Origin of the sequence: Bacillus sp. FJAT-14266 (genome assembly GCF_001719225.1) — a bacterium.
Classification (GTDB): Bacteria; Bacillota; Bacilli; order Bacillales; family Bacillaceae; genus Bacillus; species Bacillus subtilis.
The window spans coordinates 2,747,108-2,763,843 of record NZ_CP017072.1 but is presented as its reverse complement, the minus strand read 5'-3'; the positions used below and the strand labels follow the sequence as shown (position 1 = coordinate 2,763,843).

The 16,736-nt window shown below is 41.7% G+C and carries 18 protein-coding genes; 13 read left to right on the top strand and 5 right to left on the bottom strand.

The window, feature by feature from the left end:
* Nucleotides 1-155: 155 nt before the first annotated feature.
* The 4 genes from pdhA to lpdA all read left to right on the top strand — a co-directional run bounded on the left by pdhA (nucleotide 156) and on the right by lpdA (nucleotide 5,112).
* Nucleotides 156-1,271 carry a pyruvate dehydrogenase (acetyl-transferring) E1 component subunit alpha gene (gene pdhA, locus BGM23_RS14190; RefSeq protein WP_003222294.1) on the top strand — a complete coding sequence of 372 codons (1,116 nt, stop codon included), beginning with the start codon at nucleotides 156-158 and terminating at the stop codon, nucleotides 1,269-1,271.
* A gap of 3 nt (nucleotides 1,272-1,274) precedes the next feature.
* Nucleotides 1,275-2,252, top strand: a complete 978-nt coding sequence (gene pdhB, locus BGM23_RS14185; RefSeq protein WP_003232313.1) for a pyruvate dehydrogenase complex E1 component subunit beta — start codon at nucleotides 1,275-1,277, stop codon at nucleotides 2,250-2,252.
* Nucleotides 2,253-2,366: 114 nt separating this feature from the next.
* A complete protein-coding gene (gene pdhC / locus BGM23_RS14180; protein WP_003232311.1) occupies nucleotides 2,367-3,695 on the top strand; it encodes a pyruvate dehydrogenase complex dihydrolipoyllysine-residue acetyltransferase in 1,329 nt (442 codons plus the stop codon).
* Between the two features lie 4 nt (nucleotides 3,696-3,699).
* On the top strand, nucleotides 3,700-5,112 hold the full coding sequence (gene lpdA, locus BGM23_RS14175) for a dihydrolipoyl dehydrogenase (protein ID WP_029726527.1): 1,413 nt from the start codon (nucleotides 3,700-3,702) through the stop codon (nucleotides 5,110-5,112).
* A 44-nt stretch (nucleotides 5,113-5,156) separates the two neighbouring features.
* On the opposite strand, the gene slp is transcribed toward lpdA, so the two are convergent.
* Nucleotides 5,157-5,531: a peptidoglycan-associated lipoprotein Slp gene (gene slp / locus BGM23_RS14170; RefSeq protein WP_003245672.1), complete on the bottom strand. Its 375-nt coding sequence runs from the start codon at nucleotides 5,529-5,531 to the stop codon at nucleotides 5,157-5,159.
* Between the two features lie 418 nt (nucleotides 5,532-5,949).
* Between slp and BGM23_RS21505 the strand changes: the two genes are divergently transcribed.
* Nucleotides 5,950-6,069: a GapA-binding peptide SR1P gene (locus BGM23_RS21505; protein WP_003232305.1), complete on the top strand. Its 120-nt coding sequence runs from the start codon at nucleotides 5,950-5,952 to the stop codon at nucleotides 6,067-6,069.
* Nucleotides 6,070-6,108: 39 nt separating this feature from the next.
* Here the strand turns inward: BGM23_RS21505 and speA are convergent, their stop codons facing one another.
* A complete protein-coding gene (speA, locus tag BGM23_RS14165; RefSeq protein WP_046160351.1) occupies nucleotides 6,109-7,581 on the bottom strand; it encodes an arginine decarboxylase in 1,473 nt (490 codons plus the stop codon).
* Between the two features lie 184 nt (nucleotides 7,582-7,765).
* On the opposite strand from speA, the gene BGM23_RS14160 reads away from it, so the two are divergent.
* Nucleotides 7,766-8,032: a UPF0223 family protein gene (locus BGM23_RS14160; RefSeq protein WP_003245382.1), complete on the top strand. Its 267-nt coding sequence runs from the start codon at nucleotides 7,766-7,768 to the stop codon at nucleotides 8,030-8,032.
* 32 nt (nucleotides 8,033-8,064) lie between these two features.
* Here the strand turns inward: BGM23_RS14160 and BGM23_RS14155 are convergent, their stop codons facing one another.
* Nucleotides 8,065-8,703 (bottom strand): YktB family protein, encoded by a 639-nt coding sequence (locus BGM23_RS14155; RefSeq protein WP_038427637.1) that lies wholly within the window; start codon nucleotides 8,701-8,703, stop codon nucleotides 8,065-8,067.
* A 239-nt stretch (nucleotides 8,704-8,942) separates the two neighbouring features.
* Between BGM23_RS14155 and BGM23_RS14150 the strand changes: the two genes are divergently transcribed.
* The 3 genes from BGM23_RS14150 (at nucleotide 8,943) to BGM23_RS14140 (ending at nucleotide 10,522) form a co-directional block, all read left to right on the top strand.
* The gene (locus tag BGM23_RS14150; RefSeq protein ID WP_009967148.1) at nucleotides 8,943-9,131 is read left to right on the top strand and encodes a hypothetical protein; all 189 of its coding nucleotides are present in this window, start codon (nucleotides 8,943-8,945) and stop codon (nucleotides 9,129-9,131) included.
* Between the two features lie 139 nt (nucleotides 9,132-9,270).
* Entirely contained in the window at nucleotides 9,271-10,068 is a 798-nt protein-coding gene (suhB, locus tag BGM23_RS14145) for an inositol-1-monophosphatase (RefSeq protein ID WP_003232297.1), read from the top strand.
* A gap of 25 nt (nucleotides 10,069-10,093) precedes the next feature.
* Nucleotides 10,094-10,522 (top strand): GNAT family N-acetyltransferase, encoded by a 429-nt coding sequence (locus tag BGM23_RS14140; RefSeq protein ID WP_072692649.1) that lies wholly within the window; start codon nucleotides 10,094-10,096, stop codon nucleotides 10,520-10,522.
* A 78-nt stretch (nucleotides 10,523-10,600) separates the two neighbouring features.
* Here BGM23_RS14140 and BGM23_RS14135 read toward each other — a convergent pair whose 3' ends face one another.
* Nucleotides 10,601-11,515, bottom strand: a complete 915-nt coding sequence (locus tag BGM23_RS14135; RefSeq protein ID WP_046664148.1) for a class I SAM-dependent methyltransferase — start codon at nucleotides 11,513-11,515, stop codon at nucleotides 10,601-10,603.
* Between the two features lie 353 nt (nucleotides 11,516-11,868).
* On the bottom strand, nucleotides 11,869-13,434 hold the full coding sequence (nprE, locus tag BGM23_RS14130) for a neutral metalloprotease NprE (RefSeq protein WP_003245026.1): 1,566 nt from the start codon (nucleotides 13,432-13,434) through the stop codon (nucleotides 11,869-11,871).
* Nucleotides 13,435-13,718: 284 nt separating this feature from the next.
* Between nprE and BGM23_RS14125 the strand changes: the two genes are divergently transcribed.
* Genes BGM23_RS14125 through sigQ form a run of 4 tightly spaced genes read left to right on the top strand, consistent with a single transcriptional unit; the run spans nucleotide 13,719 to nucleotide 16,729 of the window.
* Nucleotides 13,719-15,659, top strand: coding sequence for a hypothetical protein (locus BGM23_RS14125; RefSeq protein ID WP_082359948.1), 1,941 nt, complete (start codon nucleotides 13,719-13,721; stop codon nucleotides 15,657-15,659).
* Entirely contained in the window at nucleotides 15,649-15,918 is a 270-nt protein-coding gene (locus BGM23_RS14120) for a hypothetical protein (RefSeq protein ID WP_003232287.1), read from the top strand. The genes BGM23_RS14125 and BGM23_RS14120 overlap by 11 nt, the downstream gene beginning before the upstream one ends.
* Nucleotides 15,918-16,439 carry an RNA polymerase sigma factor YlaC gene (gene ylaC, locus BGM23_RS14115; protein WP_015252163.1) on the top strand — a complete coding sequence of 174 codons (522 nt, stop codon included), beginning with the start codon at nucleotides 15,918-15,920 and terminating at the stop codon, nucleotides 16,437-16,439. Before BGM23_RS14120 ends, ylaC begins: the two co-directional genes overlap by 1 nt.
* The gene (gene sigQ, locus BGM23_RS14110) at nucleotides 16,436-16,729 is read left to right on the top strand and encodes an anti-YlaC sigma factor ylaD (protein WP_046664155.1); all 294 of its coding nucleotides are present in this window, start codon (nucleotides 16,436-16,438) and stop codon (nucleotides 16,727-16,729) included. The genes ylaC and sigQ overlap by 4 nt, the downstream gene beginning before the upstream one ends.
* The last annotated feature ends 7 nt before the right edge of the window (nucleotides 16,730-16,736 follow it).

The following is a 16,736-nucleotide window of genomic DNA, read 5'->3' as shown; positions in this document are numbered from 1 at the left end:
AGTGTAACTATCCTACATAAAAGGTTTTGGCAAACTGGGGATCGGCTAAAATATAATACGACTTACTGCTGATACTTTAGGGTACCCTAAGTTTGTATGTATAAAAGGAATGCACGTCTAATGACTGTTTAAAAGAAAGGAAGAGGTGACTTAGTATGGCTGCAAAAACGAAAAAAGCTATCGTTGACAGTAAGAAGCAATTTGATGCCATTAAAAAGCAGTTCGAAACGTTCCAAATTTTAAATGAAAAGGGAGAAGTCGTGAATGAAGCGGCGATGCCTGATTTAACTGATGATCAATTAAAAGAGCTAATGCGCCGCATGGTATTTACGCGTGTGCTTGACCAACGCTCTATCTCATTAAACCGTCAAGGACGTCTCGGATTTTACGCTCCTACTGCGGGTCAAGAAGCTTCTCAGATTGCAACGCATTTCGCGCTTGAAAAAGAAGACTTTGTTCTTCCTGGATACCGTGATGTGCCTCAGTTAATTTGGCACGGCCTTCCATTATATCAAGCGTTTCTTTTCTCTCGCGGACATTTCAGAGGAAACCAAATGCCTGATGATGTGAATGCCCTTTCTCCACAAATCATTATCGGTGCTCAATACATTCAAACGGCCGGTGTTGCGCTAGGTCTTAAAAAACGCGGTAAGAAAGCTGTCGCAATCACTTACACTGGTGACGGCGGAGCTTCTCAAGGGGACTTCTACGAAGGAATTAACTTTGCCGGAGCTTATAAAGCACCTGCAATCTTCGTGGTACAAAACAACCGTTACGCGATTTCAACTCCTGTTGAAAAACAATCTGCAGCTGAAACAATTGCACAAAAAGCTGTAGCTGCCGGTATTGTCGGCGTACAAGTAGACGGAATGGATCCGCTTGCTGTATACGCAGCAACTGCTGAAGCACGCGAGCGCGCAATCAACGGCGAAGGTCCAACACTAATTGAAACACTTACATTCCGTTATGGCCCGCACACAATGGCTGGTGACGATCCTACTAAATATCGTACAAAAGAAATCGAAAATGAGTGGGAACAAAAAGATCCGCTTGTACGCTTCCGTGCGTTCCTTGAAAACAAAGGCTTATGGTCTGAAGAAGAAGAAGCAAAAGTAATTGAGGATGCGAAAGAAGAAATTAAGCAAGCGATCAAAAAAGCTGATGCTGAACCGAAGCAAAAAGTAACTGATTTAATGAAAATCATGTACGAAAAAATGCCTCACAACCTTGAGGAGCAATTTGAAATTTATACACAGAAGGAGTCGAAGTAAGCCATGGCGCAAATGACAATGATTCAAGCAATCACGGATGCGTTACGCACAGAACTGAAAAATGACGAAAATGTCTTAGTTTTCGGAGAAGACGTTGGTGTAAACGGCGGCGTATTCCGTGCGACAGAAGGATTGCAAAAAGAATTCGGTGAAGACCGTGTGTTTGACACGCCACTTGCTGAATCTGGTATCGGCGGTCTTGCCCTTGGTTTAGGCTTAAACGGCTTCCGTCCGGTAATGGAAATCCAATTCTTCGGATTTGTTTATGAAGTAATGGATTCAGTTTCTGGCCAAATGGCTCGTATGCGCTACCGTTCTGGCGGACGCTGGACTTCACCTGTAACAATTCGTTCTCCATTCGGCGGCGGTGTTCATACTCCTGAACTTCACGCTGACAGCTTGGAAGGTCTTGTTGCACAACAGCCTGGTATCAAAGTTGTGATTCCATCAACTCCTTACGATGCCAAAGGACTTTTAATTTCTGCGATCAGAGACAATGATCCTGTTGTCTTCTTAGAGCATATGAAGCTTTACCGTTCTTTCCGTCAGGAAGTTCCTGAAGAAGAATACACAATTGAGCTTGGAAAAGCTGACGTGAAACGTGAAGGTACTGATCTTTCAATCATCACTTACGGCGCAATGGTTCATGAATCATTAAAAGCTGCTGATGAGCTTGAAAAAGACGGCATTTCTGCTGAAGTTGTCGACCTTCGTACAGTAAGCCCACTTGATATCGATACAATTATCGCCTCTGTAGAAAAAACAGGACGCGCGATTGTCGTTCAAGAGGCACAAAAACAAGCCGGTATTGCTGCAAACGTAGTAGCAGAAATTAATGACCGTGCGATCCTGAGCTTGGAAGCACCTGTACTTCGCGTTGCAGCGCCAGATACAGTATTTCCTTTCTCTCAAGCGGAGAGCGTATGGCTTCCAAACCATAAAGACGTTCTTGAAACAGCAAGAAAAGTGCTTGAATTTTAATCAAACTGAATAATCGAGAGGGAAGATGAACGTTTTCCCTCTATTATATATCTGTTTTCAATGCTTACGATGTAAACTTTAAAATTGCTTAATCAAACTAGGAGGTCGAGAACTGTGGCATTTGAATTTAAACTTCCAGATATCGGGGAAGGTATCCACGAAGGCGAAATCGTAAAATGGTTTGTCAAGCCTAACGACGAGGTAGACGAAGATGATGTACTGGCTGAAGTCCAAAATGATAAAGCAGTAGTAGAAATTCCTTCACCTGTTAAAGGAAAAGTATTAGAATTAAAAGTTGAAGAGGGAACGGTTGCAACGGTTGGACAAACGATTATTACGTTTGATGCACCTGGTTACGAAGATCTTCAATTTAAAGGCAGCGACGAGTCTGACGATGCGAAAACTGAAGCACAAGTTCAGTCAACTGCAGAAGCTGGACAAGACGTTGCGAAAGAAGAGCAAGCTCAAGAGCCTGCAAAAGCTACTGGCGCAGGACAGCAGGATCAAGCTGAAGTTGACCCGAACAAACGCGTGATCGCTATGCCTTCCGTACGTAAATATGCTCGTGAAAAAGGCGTAGACATCCGTAAGGTTACTGGTTCAGGCAACAACGGACGTGTTGTAAAAGAAGATATCGACAGCTTTGTAAACGGAGGAGCGCAAGAAGCTGCACCGCAAGAAACAGCTGCACCACAAGAAACAGCTGCTAAACCGGCTGCTGCACCAGCTCCAGAGGGCGAATTCCCAGAAACACGCGAAAAAATGAGCGGTATCCGTAAAGCAATTGCAAAAGCGATGGTTAACTCTAAACACACTGCTCCTCACGTAACGTTAATGGACGAAGTGGACGTAACAAACCTTGTTGCACATCGTAAACAGTTCAAACAAGTTGCTGCTGATCAAGGAATCAAGCTGACTTACTTGCCTTACGTTGTAAAAGCTCTTACATCTGCACTGAAAAAATTCCCTGTTTTAAACACGTCAATTGACGATAAAACAGATGAAGTCATCCAAAAACATTACTTCAACATCGGTATCGCTGCTGACACTGAAAAAGGCTTGCTTGTACCGGTTGTGAAAAATGCAGATCGTAAATCTGTCTTTGAAATTTCTGATGAGATCAATGGCCTTGCAACAAAAGCTCGTGAAGGCAAGCTTGCTCCAGCTGAAATGAAAGGCGCATCTTGCACAATTACAAACATCGGTTCTGCCGGCGGACAATGGTTCACTCCGGTTATCAACCATCCAGAAGTTGCGATTCTTGGTATCGGACGCATTGCAGAAAAAGCGATTGTTCGTGATGGCGAAATCGTAGCAGCTCCAGTCTTAGCTCTTTCTCTCAGCTTCGACCACCGTATGATCGACGGAGCAACTGCGCAAAATGCATTAAATCACATCAAGCGTTTACTGAACGATCCACAATTAATTTTAATGGAGGCGTAATGTTATGGTAGTAGGAGATTTCCCTATTGAAACAGATACTCTTGTAATTGGTGCGGGACCTGGCGGCTATGTAGCTGCCATCCGCGCTGCACAGCTTGGACAAAAAGTAACAGTCGTTGAAAAAGCAACTCTTGGAGGCGTTTGTCTGAACGTTGGATGTATCCCTTCAAAAGCGCTGATCAATGCAGGTCACCGTTATGAGAATGCAAAACATTCTGATGACATGGGAATCACTGCTGAGAATGTAACAGTTGATTTCACAAAAGTTCAAGAATGGAAAGCTTCTGTTGTCAACAAGCTTACTGGCGGTGTAGCAGGTCTTCTTAAAGGCAACAAAGTAGATGTTGTAAAAGGTGAAGCTTACTTTGTAGACAGCAATTCAGTTCGTGTTATGGATGAGAACTCTGCTCAAACATACACGTTCAAAAACGCAATCATTGCTACTGGATCTCGTCCTATCGAATTGCCAAACTTCAAATATAGTGAGCGTGTGCTGAATTCAACTGGCGCTTTGGCTCTTAAAGAAATTCCTAAAAAGCTCGTTGTTATCGGCGGCGGATACATCGGAACTGAACTTGGAACTGCGTATGCTAACTTCGGTACTGAACTTGTTATTCTTGAAGGCGGAGATGAAATTCTTCCTGGCTTCGAAAAACAAATGAGTTCTCTCGTTACACGCAGACTGAAGAAAAAAGGCAACGTTGAAATCCATACAAACGCGATGGCTAAAGGCGTTGAAGAAAGACCAGACGGCGTAACAGTTACTTTCGAAGTAAAAGGCGAAGAAAAAACTGTTGATGCTGATTACGTATTGATTACAGTAGGACGCCGTCCAAACACTGATGAGCTTGGTCTTGAGCAAGTCGGTATCGAAATGACGGACCGCGGTATCGTGAAAACTGACAAACAGTGCCGCACAAACATACCTAACATTTATGCAATCGGTGATATCATCGAAGGACCGCCTCTTGCTCATAAAGCATCTTACGAAGGTAAAATCGCTGCAGAAGCTATCGCTGGAGAGCCTGCAGAAATCGATTACCTTGGTATTCCTGCGGTTGTTTTCTCTGAGCCTGAACTTGCATCAGTTGGTTACACTGAAGCACAGGCGAAAGAAGAAGGTCTTGACATTGTTGCTGCTAAATTCCCATTTGCAGCAAACGGCCGCGCTCTTTCTCTTAACGAAACAGACGGCTTCATGAAGCTGATCACTCGTAAAGAGGACGGTCTTGTAATTGGTGCGCAAATCGCCGGAGCAAGTGCTTCTGATATGATTTCTGAATTAAGCTTAGCGATTGAAGGCGGCATGACTGCTGAAGATATCGCGATGACAATTCACGCTCACCCAACATTGGGCGAAATCACAATGGAAGCTGCTGAAGTGGCAATCGGAAGTCCGATTCACATCGTAAAATAATTTTCATATCAAAAACAGCCCTCTCTCAAAGCGGGGCTGTTTTTTTATTTTGACAGCACATGCTGTAATGGTTTAATGATGTCTTCTTTCTTTTTCACACATCCCTCGATTTTCACCACGACATGGCGCTGATCAACAACCATAAGGGTAGGGACAGTTTCAATCTCATCTTCCCAGCCTTCTTTTTTATCATAGACCTTCATTTTATCTATTTGCTCGGGATAATCTTTTTCTAAATCAAGCAGTGCATCGTAATAAGGCGCTTCCTGATCTATTTGGTTCTCATCAGAAAAAAACAGGATTTGTGTATGGTGAATGTTGTCAATCCGGCTTTTTTTCATCGGATTGATGGTGGAAAGCGTACAGCCCGATAAAGCAAATACTATTATCAGCATGGGGAATACCGCGCGATATCGCATCTATCTTCTCCTCTGTATAAACAGTAGTTAACTAGCTTTAGTTTATCACGAGAGGCGGCTTAATCTGCTTCTTGTTACCTAATTGTTATATAATTGAAACCGTTTTTAAAGTGAGATTACATATTATATCAATCGTTTAAAATAGCAACCTGGGGTATATTGAATTTTTTGCTGCATTCTTGGATGAAAGTTCAAGAAAACGTGAAATTACATTATGTGCTGTGGCATATATATCGAGTAAAGCTTCTGTATGAAGAAGATATTGTATGAGGGAAAATGGAAAAGCACGGTCTATATGACGATCTAAAATTAAATGTGTTATACAGTTTATTGTTGACATTTTAAATGTGACATATTAATATAATAACAACAAAAGAAATTAAGCGTTTTCAAATTTCAAAGAAATGGGGAATAAGAGATGGGTACGATTGTTTGCCAAGATTGCAACGAAGCCATTCATTACTTTGAAGATGAGAAAGTGACAACATTATATGGAACTTGCTGCGGACAATGTCAATGTCCTGTTGATGAAGAGTAAAAAAAAGCATGCGGCTTAAAGCCGCATGCTTTTTATTTTTTATTGAATTGCTTTTTGTTCTTTGATGACCCGGATCATATGTAAAGTCGAGTCCTCAGGTCCTTGAACAGGGAGGCCTGCGTCAAGGTTTTTAAAAATGTAGCTGATGTTTTCTTCTGTAATAATTTCTCCTGGAATGAAGATTGGAATACCAGGCGGATATACCATGACAAATTCAGCAATAATCCGTCCGGATGCTTCTTTTAATGGGATGACTTCCGTATTTGCATAAAAAGCATCACGCGGAGTCATTGCCAATAAAGGTATTTCTGGAAGCAGAACCTCAGTTTGCTGATGTGTTACATCTTGTTCTGACATTTGCTGTGCGATCTCAGTTAAAGCCTCTACAAGCCGGTCTGCATCATTTTGGCTGTCACCAGGAGTGAAAATACACAAAATATTGTACAGATCAGAAAGCTCAACCTCAATATTAAAGGATTCACGAAGCCATTTTTCCACGTCATGCCCTGTCAGGCCAAGACTTTTCACAGAGATAATCAATTTTGTCGGATCATAGCTGTAAGCTGCTTTCGAACCAAGAATCTCAGAACCGACACAATAAATGCCTTCAATCTGGTTGAGGCGATCTCTCGTCTGATTGGCAAGCTTGAGTGTTTCCTCAGCAAGCTGGTGGCCTTCTGTTGCAAGGCGTTTTCTGGCAACATCCAAAGAAACGAGAAGCAAGTAAGAAGTTGACGTAGTTGTCAGCATGCTCAGGATGGATTGCACTCTGTCTTTTGATACAAGGCCCTCTCTCATGTTTAAAATCGAACTTTGCGTCAGTGATCCGCCCAGCTTGTGTACACTTGTCGCTGCTATGTCCGCTCCTGCCTGCATAGCCGATAGCGGCAATTCGTCGTGAAAATGAATGTGAACGCCGTGTGCTTCATCCACAAGCACTGGCACATCAAACGAATGAGCGAGTTCTACGATGCTTTTTAAGTCGGCTGCAACACCGAAATATGTCGGGTTGATGACGAGAAGCCCTTTTGCATCCGGATGCTCGGTAAGCGCCCGTTTAGCAGATTCAAGTGTAATTCCGTGGGAGATGCCCAATTCATTGTCAATTTCAGGATGAATAAAAATTGGAACCGCTCCGGAAAATACAATAGCTGTCATAATTGATTTATGAACATTTCTTGGAATAATAATTTTATCGCCAGGTCCGCAAACAGCCATTACCATTGTCATAATGGCGCCGCTTGTTCCTTGAACAGAAAAAAATGTATGATCCGCTCCAAATGCTTCAGCAGCCAGATCTTGTGCTTGTTTAATAATGCCTTTTGGCGCGTGCAGATCGTCTAATGGTTCAATATTAATCAAATCTATGCTTAACGCGTTTTCACCGATAAATTGTCTGAATTCTGGGTCCATTCCTGCCCCTTTTTTATGGCCGGGAATGTGGAATTGAACAGGCTGTCTGCTTGCATGCTTTTTCAGTCCTGTGTATAAGGGTGTTTCATGTTGCGACAATTGTTTTCCCACCTTTGTAATCATACCTATGCATAATAGTGTGTATTAAAATCAGTTTCTCAACCGTTTTTTAGACGTAAAACAAATGAATTATATTATGAACTTGAAAGAATGTAAAGAACAATTTATGATCAAATGAAGATGCTTTCTCTTAAGGGAATTAAATCTACAAGGAGTGAAGAAAATGGAGTATCAATATCCGATGAATGAAGATTGGACAACCGAAGAAGCAGTGGATGTGATTGCATTTTTCCAGCAGGTTGAGCTTGCATATGAAAAAGGGGCGGATCGTGAAGAACTGCTTAAAGCTTACCGCCGTTTCAAGGAAATTGTACCGGGGAAGGCCGAAGAAAAAAAGCTATGCGGCGAGTTTGAGGAACAAAGTACATATTCTCCTTATCGCACGGTCAAACAGGCGAGAGAATCTGATCACGCGAAGATTAAGATGTAAGAAAAAGAGCCGGGGGATATCCCGGCTCTTTTTTATGCTTGTGATACTTTTTGGGTGAGACGGTACAGAAAAGCAAGCTGCTTAAAGGCATCGTCGATACGCTGAAGGAATTCCTGGTTATTCATATTCAGCACTTCTTCTTTTTGGAGCTGGATGCCGCATAACAGCTCAGCTTTCTTTACAGTCTGCAAACGCTCAAACAGTGTCTTCAGCTGTTCCTTGTCCATTTCAGACTGTTTATGTACTCCCGGTTTTGTGTGATCTGCAGACCAAACGAAGCTGTCAGGGATATTTTTCGTAATGGTTTCTTGGTTCATTTCAAGCAATTTGCCGTATTCTTCTTTGATAGGGGATTCATAAATAATCGCAAACCACACAAAGACGTAGCTTTCCCATAAACCAATTTGGAAATGTGGCAGTTTTTTATAGCCTCTTTTGCTGTTTGCGAACGCCACCCAGCTGTCAGCAGGGGGATTGACGGATCTTCTTGCATGCTTTGCCACATGCGGAAATATTTCATCTCCGGTTAAAGCTGATAAAGTTGGGGCAAAATGTTCGCCTAGAGCTGTAAGCTTCGGACGGACCGTCTCTTTTAATACTTCCATGCGCGCGTCTAAGCCTTCTATTGTAAATGTGTTAAAGTCCTCTTCAGTGAAACGCATTTGTGTCATGATTTTCCTCCTTCATGCTAAGTATACATATTTTATCACAGTTCATACGAGCTTCAAAAAGATTGAGCGCGTTTGAAGTAAGGGGAAATGTGGTAATAAACGAGTAGGTAAACACACAATTTTCAGAATCATGTTGCGCGTAAATAGAACAATCATACGATATAAGAAGTAATCATTGTTGAATGGCAAAATGGGATGCTTTTTTACAAACAAATGATCTCTGGAAGGGGCGAAAGACAATGAGGCAAGTTGTAAAAGAGGGATTTAAGGAAGAGAAAAACAATCGTGTTGCTGTCTGGAGACTAGAGGTTGATTATGAATTGGCAACCCTATATGAAGCAATGCAGAAAGAAAATGAAGAGCAGATTGAACAAAGCAAAAACAAACTTGAGCGACTTAGAAAAGAATGGATTCGTCTTAACGGGTAAAAAAGCGATAGTGAAAACGAACCGCATGAATGGTTCGTTTTTACGTGAGAAGGGATATTTTTCATTTTCCTTGCTTTTTCATTGCCGTTATCAGTATCCTATAAAATAAAAGGTCTACATAGAAGAGAGGTACGAACGAATGACAAATTGGACGGAAATTGATGAGATTGCAAAGAAGTGGATAAGAGAAGCAGGCGCGAGAATTACACAATCCATGCATGAAAGCCTGACAATTGAAACGAAATCAAATCCGAATGATTTAGTCACCAATATTGACAAAGAAACCGAAAAGTTTTTCATTGATCGAATTCAAGAAACATTTCCGGGACATCGGATACTCGGTGAAGAGGGGCAAGGAGACAAAATCCACTCACTTGAGGGAGTCGTATGGATTATTGATCCGATTGATGGGACGATGAATTTTGTGCACCAGCAAAGAAATTTTGCGATTTCCATTGGGATTTTTGAAAACGGTGAAGGGAAAATCGGTTTAATTTATGATGTGGTGCACGATGAGCTGTATCACGCATTTAGCGGCAGAGGGGCTTATATGAATGAAACGAAGCTGGCTCCTTTAAAAGAAACCGTCATTGAAGAAGCGATTCTTGCCATTAATGCAACATGGGTAACGGAAAACAGAAGAATTGATCAAAGTGTGTTAGCGCCACTTGTGAAAAGAGTCAGAGGCACACGCTCCTACGGTTCTGCCGCTTTAGAGCTGGCAAATGTCGCGGCAGGAAGAATAGATGCTTACATCACGATGCGGCTTGCGCCATGGGACTACGCAGCCGGCTGTGTGCTGTTAAATGAAGTAGGAGGCACCTATACGACCATTGAAGGAGAGCCGTTTACCTTTTTAGAAAACCACAGTGTGCTAGCCGGAAACCCATCTATACATAAAACGATATTTGAAGAGTATCTTCATGCTCGGAAGTAGGCCATTTGAGCAGGATGATCTCAGCTTGTTAGAAAAGCTCGCGGAGGCTCATCCTGTATGGAAAGAGGAGGAGTTTGGAGATAAAGATGCAGAAGACTATATCATTTCCTACTCCATGTACAACGGTTCATGGCTTGTATGGGAAAAAGACGGTATGCCTGTTGCCGCCAGCTACCATCTCGAGTGGTCTCCTTCAAACGGTAAGCCGTGGCTCGGAACGGTCCTGATTGACCCGGCTGAAGAAAAAAAGGGACATGCGAAGATGATCATTGAACAGATCAGCAAATTGCTTAGAGCGAAACATAAAGCGATGTTTGCGGGAGTTCCCATTGAGCGCAGGGAATGGATACTGTTTTTAAGCCAATGCGGCTTTGAACAGCTGAAAACGGAAAAAGATGAGAAAGGCAAATCATTTATGATCTTGGTGAAGCCTTTAGCAGAAGCTGCCGTATGATAACGACAGCTTATTTGCTGCATGCGGGTTCAAATAAAAAGCCTCTCAAACATTGAGAGGCTTCTGATGATTTGAAAATTATTTTTTTACCGCATGAATATAATGAATCGTTTCAAACGCTGACAAATTGTCTTTTCGATTACTAAAGAAAAGGTCATTGATGTCGTCTGGTGATAGATGTTCATAGATCAGTAAACCAGATGACTCTAACAGATGTTCAATCTCTTGATAAGTGAAACATGATTTCATCGGTTCCCCGCTTGCGGCAGCCATCTTCACCATATGTTCAACTCGATTCGACGTCCCTTTTGCTGTAAAAAGTGTTTCGTCCGCATAATCAAAAACAATAGAGCTTCCAGGCGGGACATCAGAAAATAAATTGCTGATCAAACTTGCATTTTCTTCCCGTGTTACATAATAAGACACTCCGAGAAGGCTGAAGAATGTTTTTGTGTTCTTAAATCCTTCATCTAAGAGAGGGTCATACGAAAACGTTTTGGTGAAATCCATAGGAACAAAATGAAGATGACCCGGAATTGTCAAATTTGCATCCTTCAGCTTATTTTTTTTGAATTGCTGTGTAGCCGGATGATCAACCTCGAAAACCTGTAAGCTATTTTCTAATTCTGGATGCCGAAAGCAGAAAGTATCAAGCCCCGCGCCAAGAATGACATACTGTTTTGCTCCCAGGATTAATTCGTTGTGCAAGACTTTTTCACAATAAGAAGCACGTGCTAGGGGCGTGGGAGACAGCTGGATTTGTGCAACCCATTTTAATATTTTTTCAGGATCATTTTGAAGACGTTCGCCGATCTCTTTGTTGAAAAACGATATTCCTTGAATCATATTTTTACTGATGTCGATAAACTCTTTTTCGTTAATGAGATCTTTTGCGATAAAATCATCAAAAATAAGAGGTGTGTCATATTTGCTGTGATAAGCACGGGCAAAAGCTGAAATCAAAGACGTTAAGCTGGACTCATTTTTCCTCATGAAATGATCCTCCACAAAAAATAAGATTCTCCTGGCCAGGAGAATCTTATTATACATACAAATATATTAATAGTAAATTTTAGCATAAATAATTTTTTTTGTCAATGTTTTTGCTCTTAACTGGACGCGCGATCCTTCACATAGCCACGTGACCTGTAGCAGAATTCGTCTATCAATTATGTGGACTGAATCATTAGCTTTTATAAAATGCGCACTTGCGGCTGCATCCCTCTTTTTGCAAATCAGAAGCCGTTTCTGTCTCATGGCAGCATCTTTTCGTCATTGCTGCTGAAGAGAGTAATCAAGATATGTAACGAAAAAAAAGCCTGAGATTTCTCAGGCTTTTTCTAATATTACAATCCAACAGCATTCCAGGCTGCTTCAACTTTAGCGGCATCAGTTGAGCCGTAGAGGTCACGGGCAGACTGAATGAGAGCTGCCTTGGCATCTTTGAACGTGGAAGAAGGCGTGAGGTACGTTGTTAACGCACGGTAATAGATTTGCTGTGATTTAGATACACCAAGTTTTGTGATGGTGTTGTAAGCGGCTTTGTTTGGAATTCCGCTGTTTGTGTGTACACCGCCATAATCGCCTTCATCTGTGTTTGGAAGGTTTCGGTAATTGGCGTAATTGTCAGGCTGGTTGTATTTTGTAGGGTTGGACAGGCTGCGAAGAGCAGGCTGGCTGACCGTAATGTCTTCACCGATGTCCCAGTCTTCTGTATCGTTAAAATACCCGAATACGTCAGAGAAAGACTCGTTTAATGCACCTGGCTGATTTTCATAAATCAAGTTGGCTGTTTCTTGGGTGACGCCATGTGTCATTTCATGCGCTGTCACATCTAATGAGCCGGAAAGCGGAGAGAAGAATGAACCGTCGCCATCACCGTAAATCATCTGGTCTCCTGTCCATGCAGCGTTATTGTATTGAGTGCCGTAGTGAACGGAAGAAACGATTTTACTGCCTTTGTTATCATAGCTGTTTCGTTTAAAGTTTGAATAAAAATAATCGTACACTTTACCGAGGTTATAGTGTGCGTCAACGGCTGCCCGCTGTGATGAAGATGTAAATGTTTTCGTTGTGCTTGAGACAAGCGTGCCCGGAAGGCGGCTTTGTCTGTTTTGCAAATCATATGTGATGATTTGGGTGCCTGTTGGTTTTGAAAGATCTCTTAGAACATATTTTCCGCCTTCATAAGAGATGTTCAAAGGAACAGTTGCGCCCTTTAGAGTTGTTCCGCTTCCAGTGGCGGCGGCATGTTCTACTTTATTTTGCTGTTTTAAAATGCTGCCTGTTTCGGCGTCAACTAAGACTTCCCAGTTTGCAGGTTCAGGCTCGACATAGCGAATCGTCACGTCGTAAGCAAGACGATAGCTGCCGTCTTTTGTTTCTATCGCTTTTAATTCGGCTTTATTGCTGTTTTTGGCCGCTCCGTTAGAAACAGCGTCTGGTGATTTGCCGATAGCTTTGAAAGCGAGTGCCAGCGCTTTTTCAGAAGAGACTTTTTGGCTGTTATCTGTTTTTGCAGCAGATTGATTGTGTAATTCACCATTGACCGCATAGACATTATCGGATTTATCGACGTGAACGATCACTTGCGAATCTTTAATTGGCACTCCGTTAACGACAGGCGCATATCGAAAGTGCTTGTATCCAAGGGCATCAGTCGTGCTTTCAACAAGCTTCAGCCTTTTGGAAGGGTCACCTTTAAAAATGTTGCTGTTCTTTTTCAAAAACTGCTTGACAGCCTTGTCATTTGGTGCGGAGAGTTCTGATTGCGCAATTGCATTTTTGGAGAGGAAATTTGTTTGATTCTCTTTAAGCTGATGACCTTCAGCAGCCTGAACACCTGGCAGGCTGATTGATAAACTCATAAACGAAGCAGCGACAGCAACAGACAATTTCTTACCTAAACCCACAATAAATCCCCCTTTTTGAAAATACTGAAAACTTTATATTGTTATATTAAACTAGCATTCTGGAATACTCAACAAAAACTAACATAACTAGACAAAATTGATAGTATTGTCCTGTGTTTGTTTTTGTTGAATAATATCAAGATGAGTCAAGTGTCATGTGATGGTTCACTCAAGAGTTATGTTTTTTACATATCAAGGGGAAGATGAGATATTTTTGTTTCATCTTGAAACTTTTTGAAAAGTCCGCTGTCTAACCGAATGAGGCCTTAATAAGAAGTAAAGGATTGTTGTTCGTGTTGGAGTTATTCAGTCATTATGTATTGCATTTCGAACGTTATTTAATATTAAGCAGACAAAGCACCCTGCTGATTCAATGGTCAATTGTTGTTCTGGCGGGCTTATATCTTTTGGTGCATCATCCCAAAATAAACCGGCAGCGCACAATGTTCTTGGCGGGTGTTATATTGCGGATTGTGCTGCTGGCGGGAGTGTCTGTTGAACTTATTCACCAGGTGCAATCAACAAACTTCACCAGCGCTTACTTAAGAGAGGACGGAAAAGAACTGCTGCCGCTGCTGCATTTTTTGTTATACGGATATGTGCTGCTGACGGCTTTTCACTATATGCTGATGCCGCGTGATCATGGCGGAAAGGGTAAGTTTTATACGTTCGACCTTGCCGTTGTCAGTTTGCCGATCGTACAAATGATTTTTAGTTTCTTTTCGTATTGGAAGGAATACCCGGATGGGATGGAGCCGATTGCATTCGTGTTTCTGTTTTTCATCATCACTCTTCCCATTGCGTTGAATGTAGTGTTTTTCAAGCTGTATTGGAGAACGGATAAGATCTTACTAGGCTTATTTTATACGCTGATTATCGGACTGCTTGTCTTGCTGCTTGCGCCATATCCCAATCAAATCTCAAAAGATTATGGTGCAGTAATGCCATATACGATTTATTTGGCAATGGCGGGATTTTTGATGAGCTATCATCTGTTCCAAAAGTCAGGAAAGGTTTATGTGCGTGTGAATAAGTGGGTGACGATGGCTGTCCTGGTGTTTTTTGTCCTGCTGTTAAATCCGATATATAACATAGGAACGGCTGCTTTCGCTGTATCAAAGCCAGCAAATGTCCATGATTCATTCAATTTTGTCGGGGAGCACATTTCATCAGAAAAAGCGGAACAGATACTAAAGTCATTTTTTCCTACGGATGAAACACTTTATTTGCATGATACAAACATGGATGTGCATTATTTCTACTCATTTGAAAGCAAAGGTTACAAAGCTGAGGTAGATGAAGTATCGCAGCTGATTCGTAATTATGAATACTTACAAAAAGCACATGGGAAAAAGCTAACGAATCAGGAGTACAAGCGGAAGTCCATCGCTTTCCTTGAGCGACACGGACGTGTGTTACATAAGGATCATATCGAAACAAAGGTATCAAATGAGGACGGCCAGACAGTCGTACGTATATACCTGAAAAACCAGCTTCATAAAAAAGATCATGCTGATGATGGCGCGGTATTTTATTGGGAAAAGGAAACCTTAATGGGTTTTAGTGAAGATCCATCGATTTACCAGCTTGACTCTCTTCTGCATGTTCATATAACGGAACAAGACATTCAAGACAAAGTGGAACAAATGTTTACAGCGCTGAACATCTCAAAACAGCCTTATCAGATCACTGATATTGAAAGCAATAGCCTGCTCGGAAGCATGGTGAGAGTGGAAACAAAAGGTGGAATTGTTTTGGAATTTGAGGGCGAATCAGGTTGTTTACATAGTCTTTCGCTTCCGATGAAAAAGAATATCTCAATGGCTAACAGCCGGATGCAGCATCAGATATTATCGATCTTCGATGCTCGTGGATCAGAAAAGAAGAAAAAAAGCAGTCAGGGTGACATGGTGATGTATACTGATTCTTCTAAAACATATGAGTTTTTTGAAGATCAAGGTCAGCTAAACGTTTATGTATACAGCGATACACCTGATCAGTCATTCCCTTATACGTATCGTAATGGAACATTGGCTTATGAAAAGGTAGCTTCTCTATATCAGGATGTTATTTACAAAAAGCGTATGCGTCCGATTATCGTTCAAAGAGGGGATGAACGGCATTATGCATGGCTGATCATTATTCAGCCGTTTGGTTCAAATCGCCATGATGCCTATGTAGTGGATGGAGAAACACAAGAGGTGAAAAGTCTTTATGAATCATAAAGAAAAAGAGTCTGTTTTTGTAGACTTATACGACCTGTATAAAGAAGGAGAGCTAGAGGATGAATCAATGGAATGGATGAAACAGCATGAATCCCTATTTCAAAAGAATGCGGAAGACTTAAAGAGTAAAACTTGTTTAAAGAGAAGTCCCGGTGCTGAAGAAGAAAGCCAAATCAGATATATGAAAGTATACCTGTCTTCCATGTATATCTGTTTCATTTTATTGGCCATTTGGATGACGGTGTGGTTTTACTTTTAATGAAGCATAGGGATTCCATTGAGGACTTGTATCGGCAGTATTATCAAGAAATTTTAAATTATTTATTCAGAAGGACTCATCATCTTGAAACAGCCAAGGACTTAGCGCAGGACACGTTTGTAAAAGCTCTTAACGGTCTGGCTTCGTTTAGGGGGCATTCTTCCATCAGAACATGGCTCTACACCATTGCGCATCATACCTTTATCAATTGGTACCGAAGGGATGTCAAATACCAATTTACTGAAATCAGCAAAAATGAAGGGTTAACGCAAACAACTTATGAGCAGCCTGAACAGTATCTGTCACGAACGGTGAAAAGCGAAACACTGCGGCAGGAGCTCCTGAAGTTAAAAGATCAGCATCAATCCGTTTTGATTTTAAGAGAATTCCAAGAGCTTTCTTATGAAGAAATCGCTGAGATATTGGGATGGAGTCTTTCTAAGGTGAAAACCACATTGCACCGGGCTAGATTAGAACTTAAGAAACACATGACGAAAAGTAGAGAGGAGGAGCGGATATGACCTGCTTTCTAGTAAGAGACCTGCTTCCTCTGTATCTTGAAGGTGATTGTAAAAGAGAAACGGAACACGTTATAGAAGAGCATTTAAAAATGTGCAGCAGCTGCAAAGACATGTATGACACGATGGCTGAGCCATTTGAATTGGAAAGCGAGCAGGCCGTTGAGGAGGCTTATCTGCCGGAAGAAGAACTGCGTTTTAAACAGAGGTACTATGGATTACTGATCATGAAAGCTGCCTGCTGGTTTGGAGCGGTGGTTGCCATGATGCTGATCATCAAACTGCTGATATAAAAAAAGC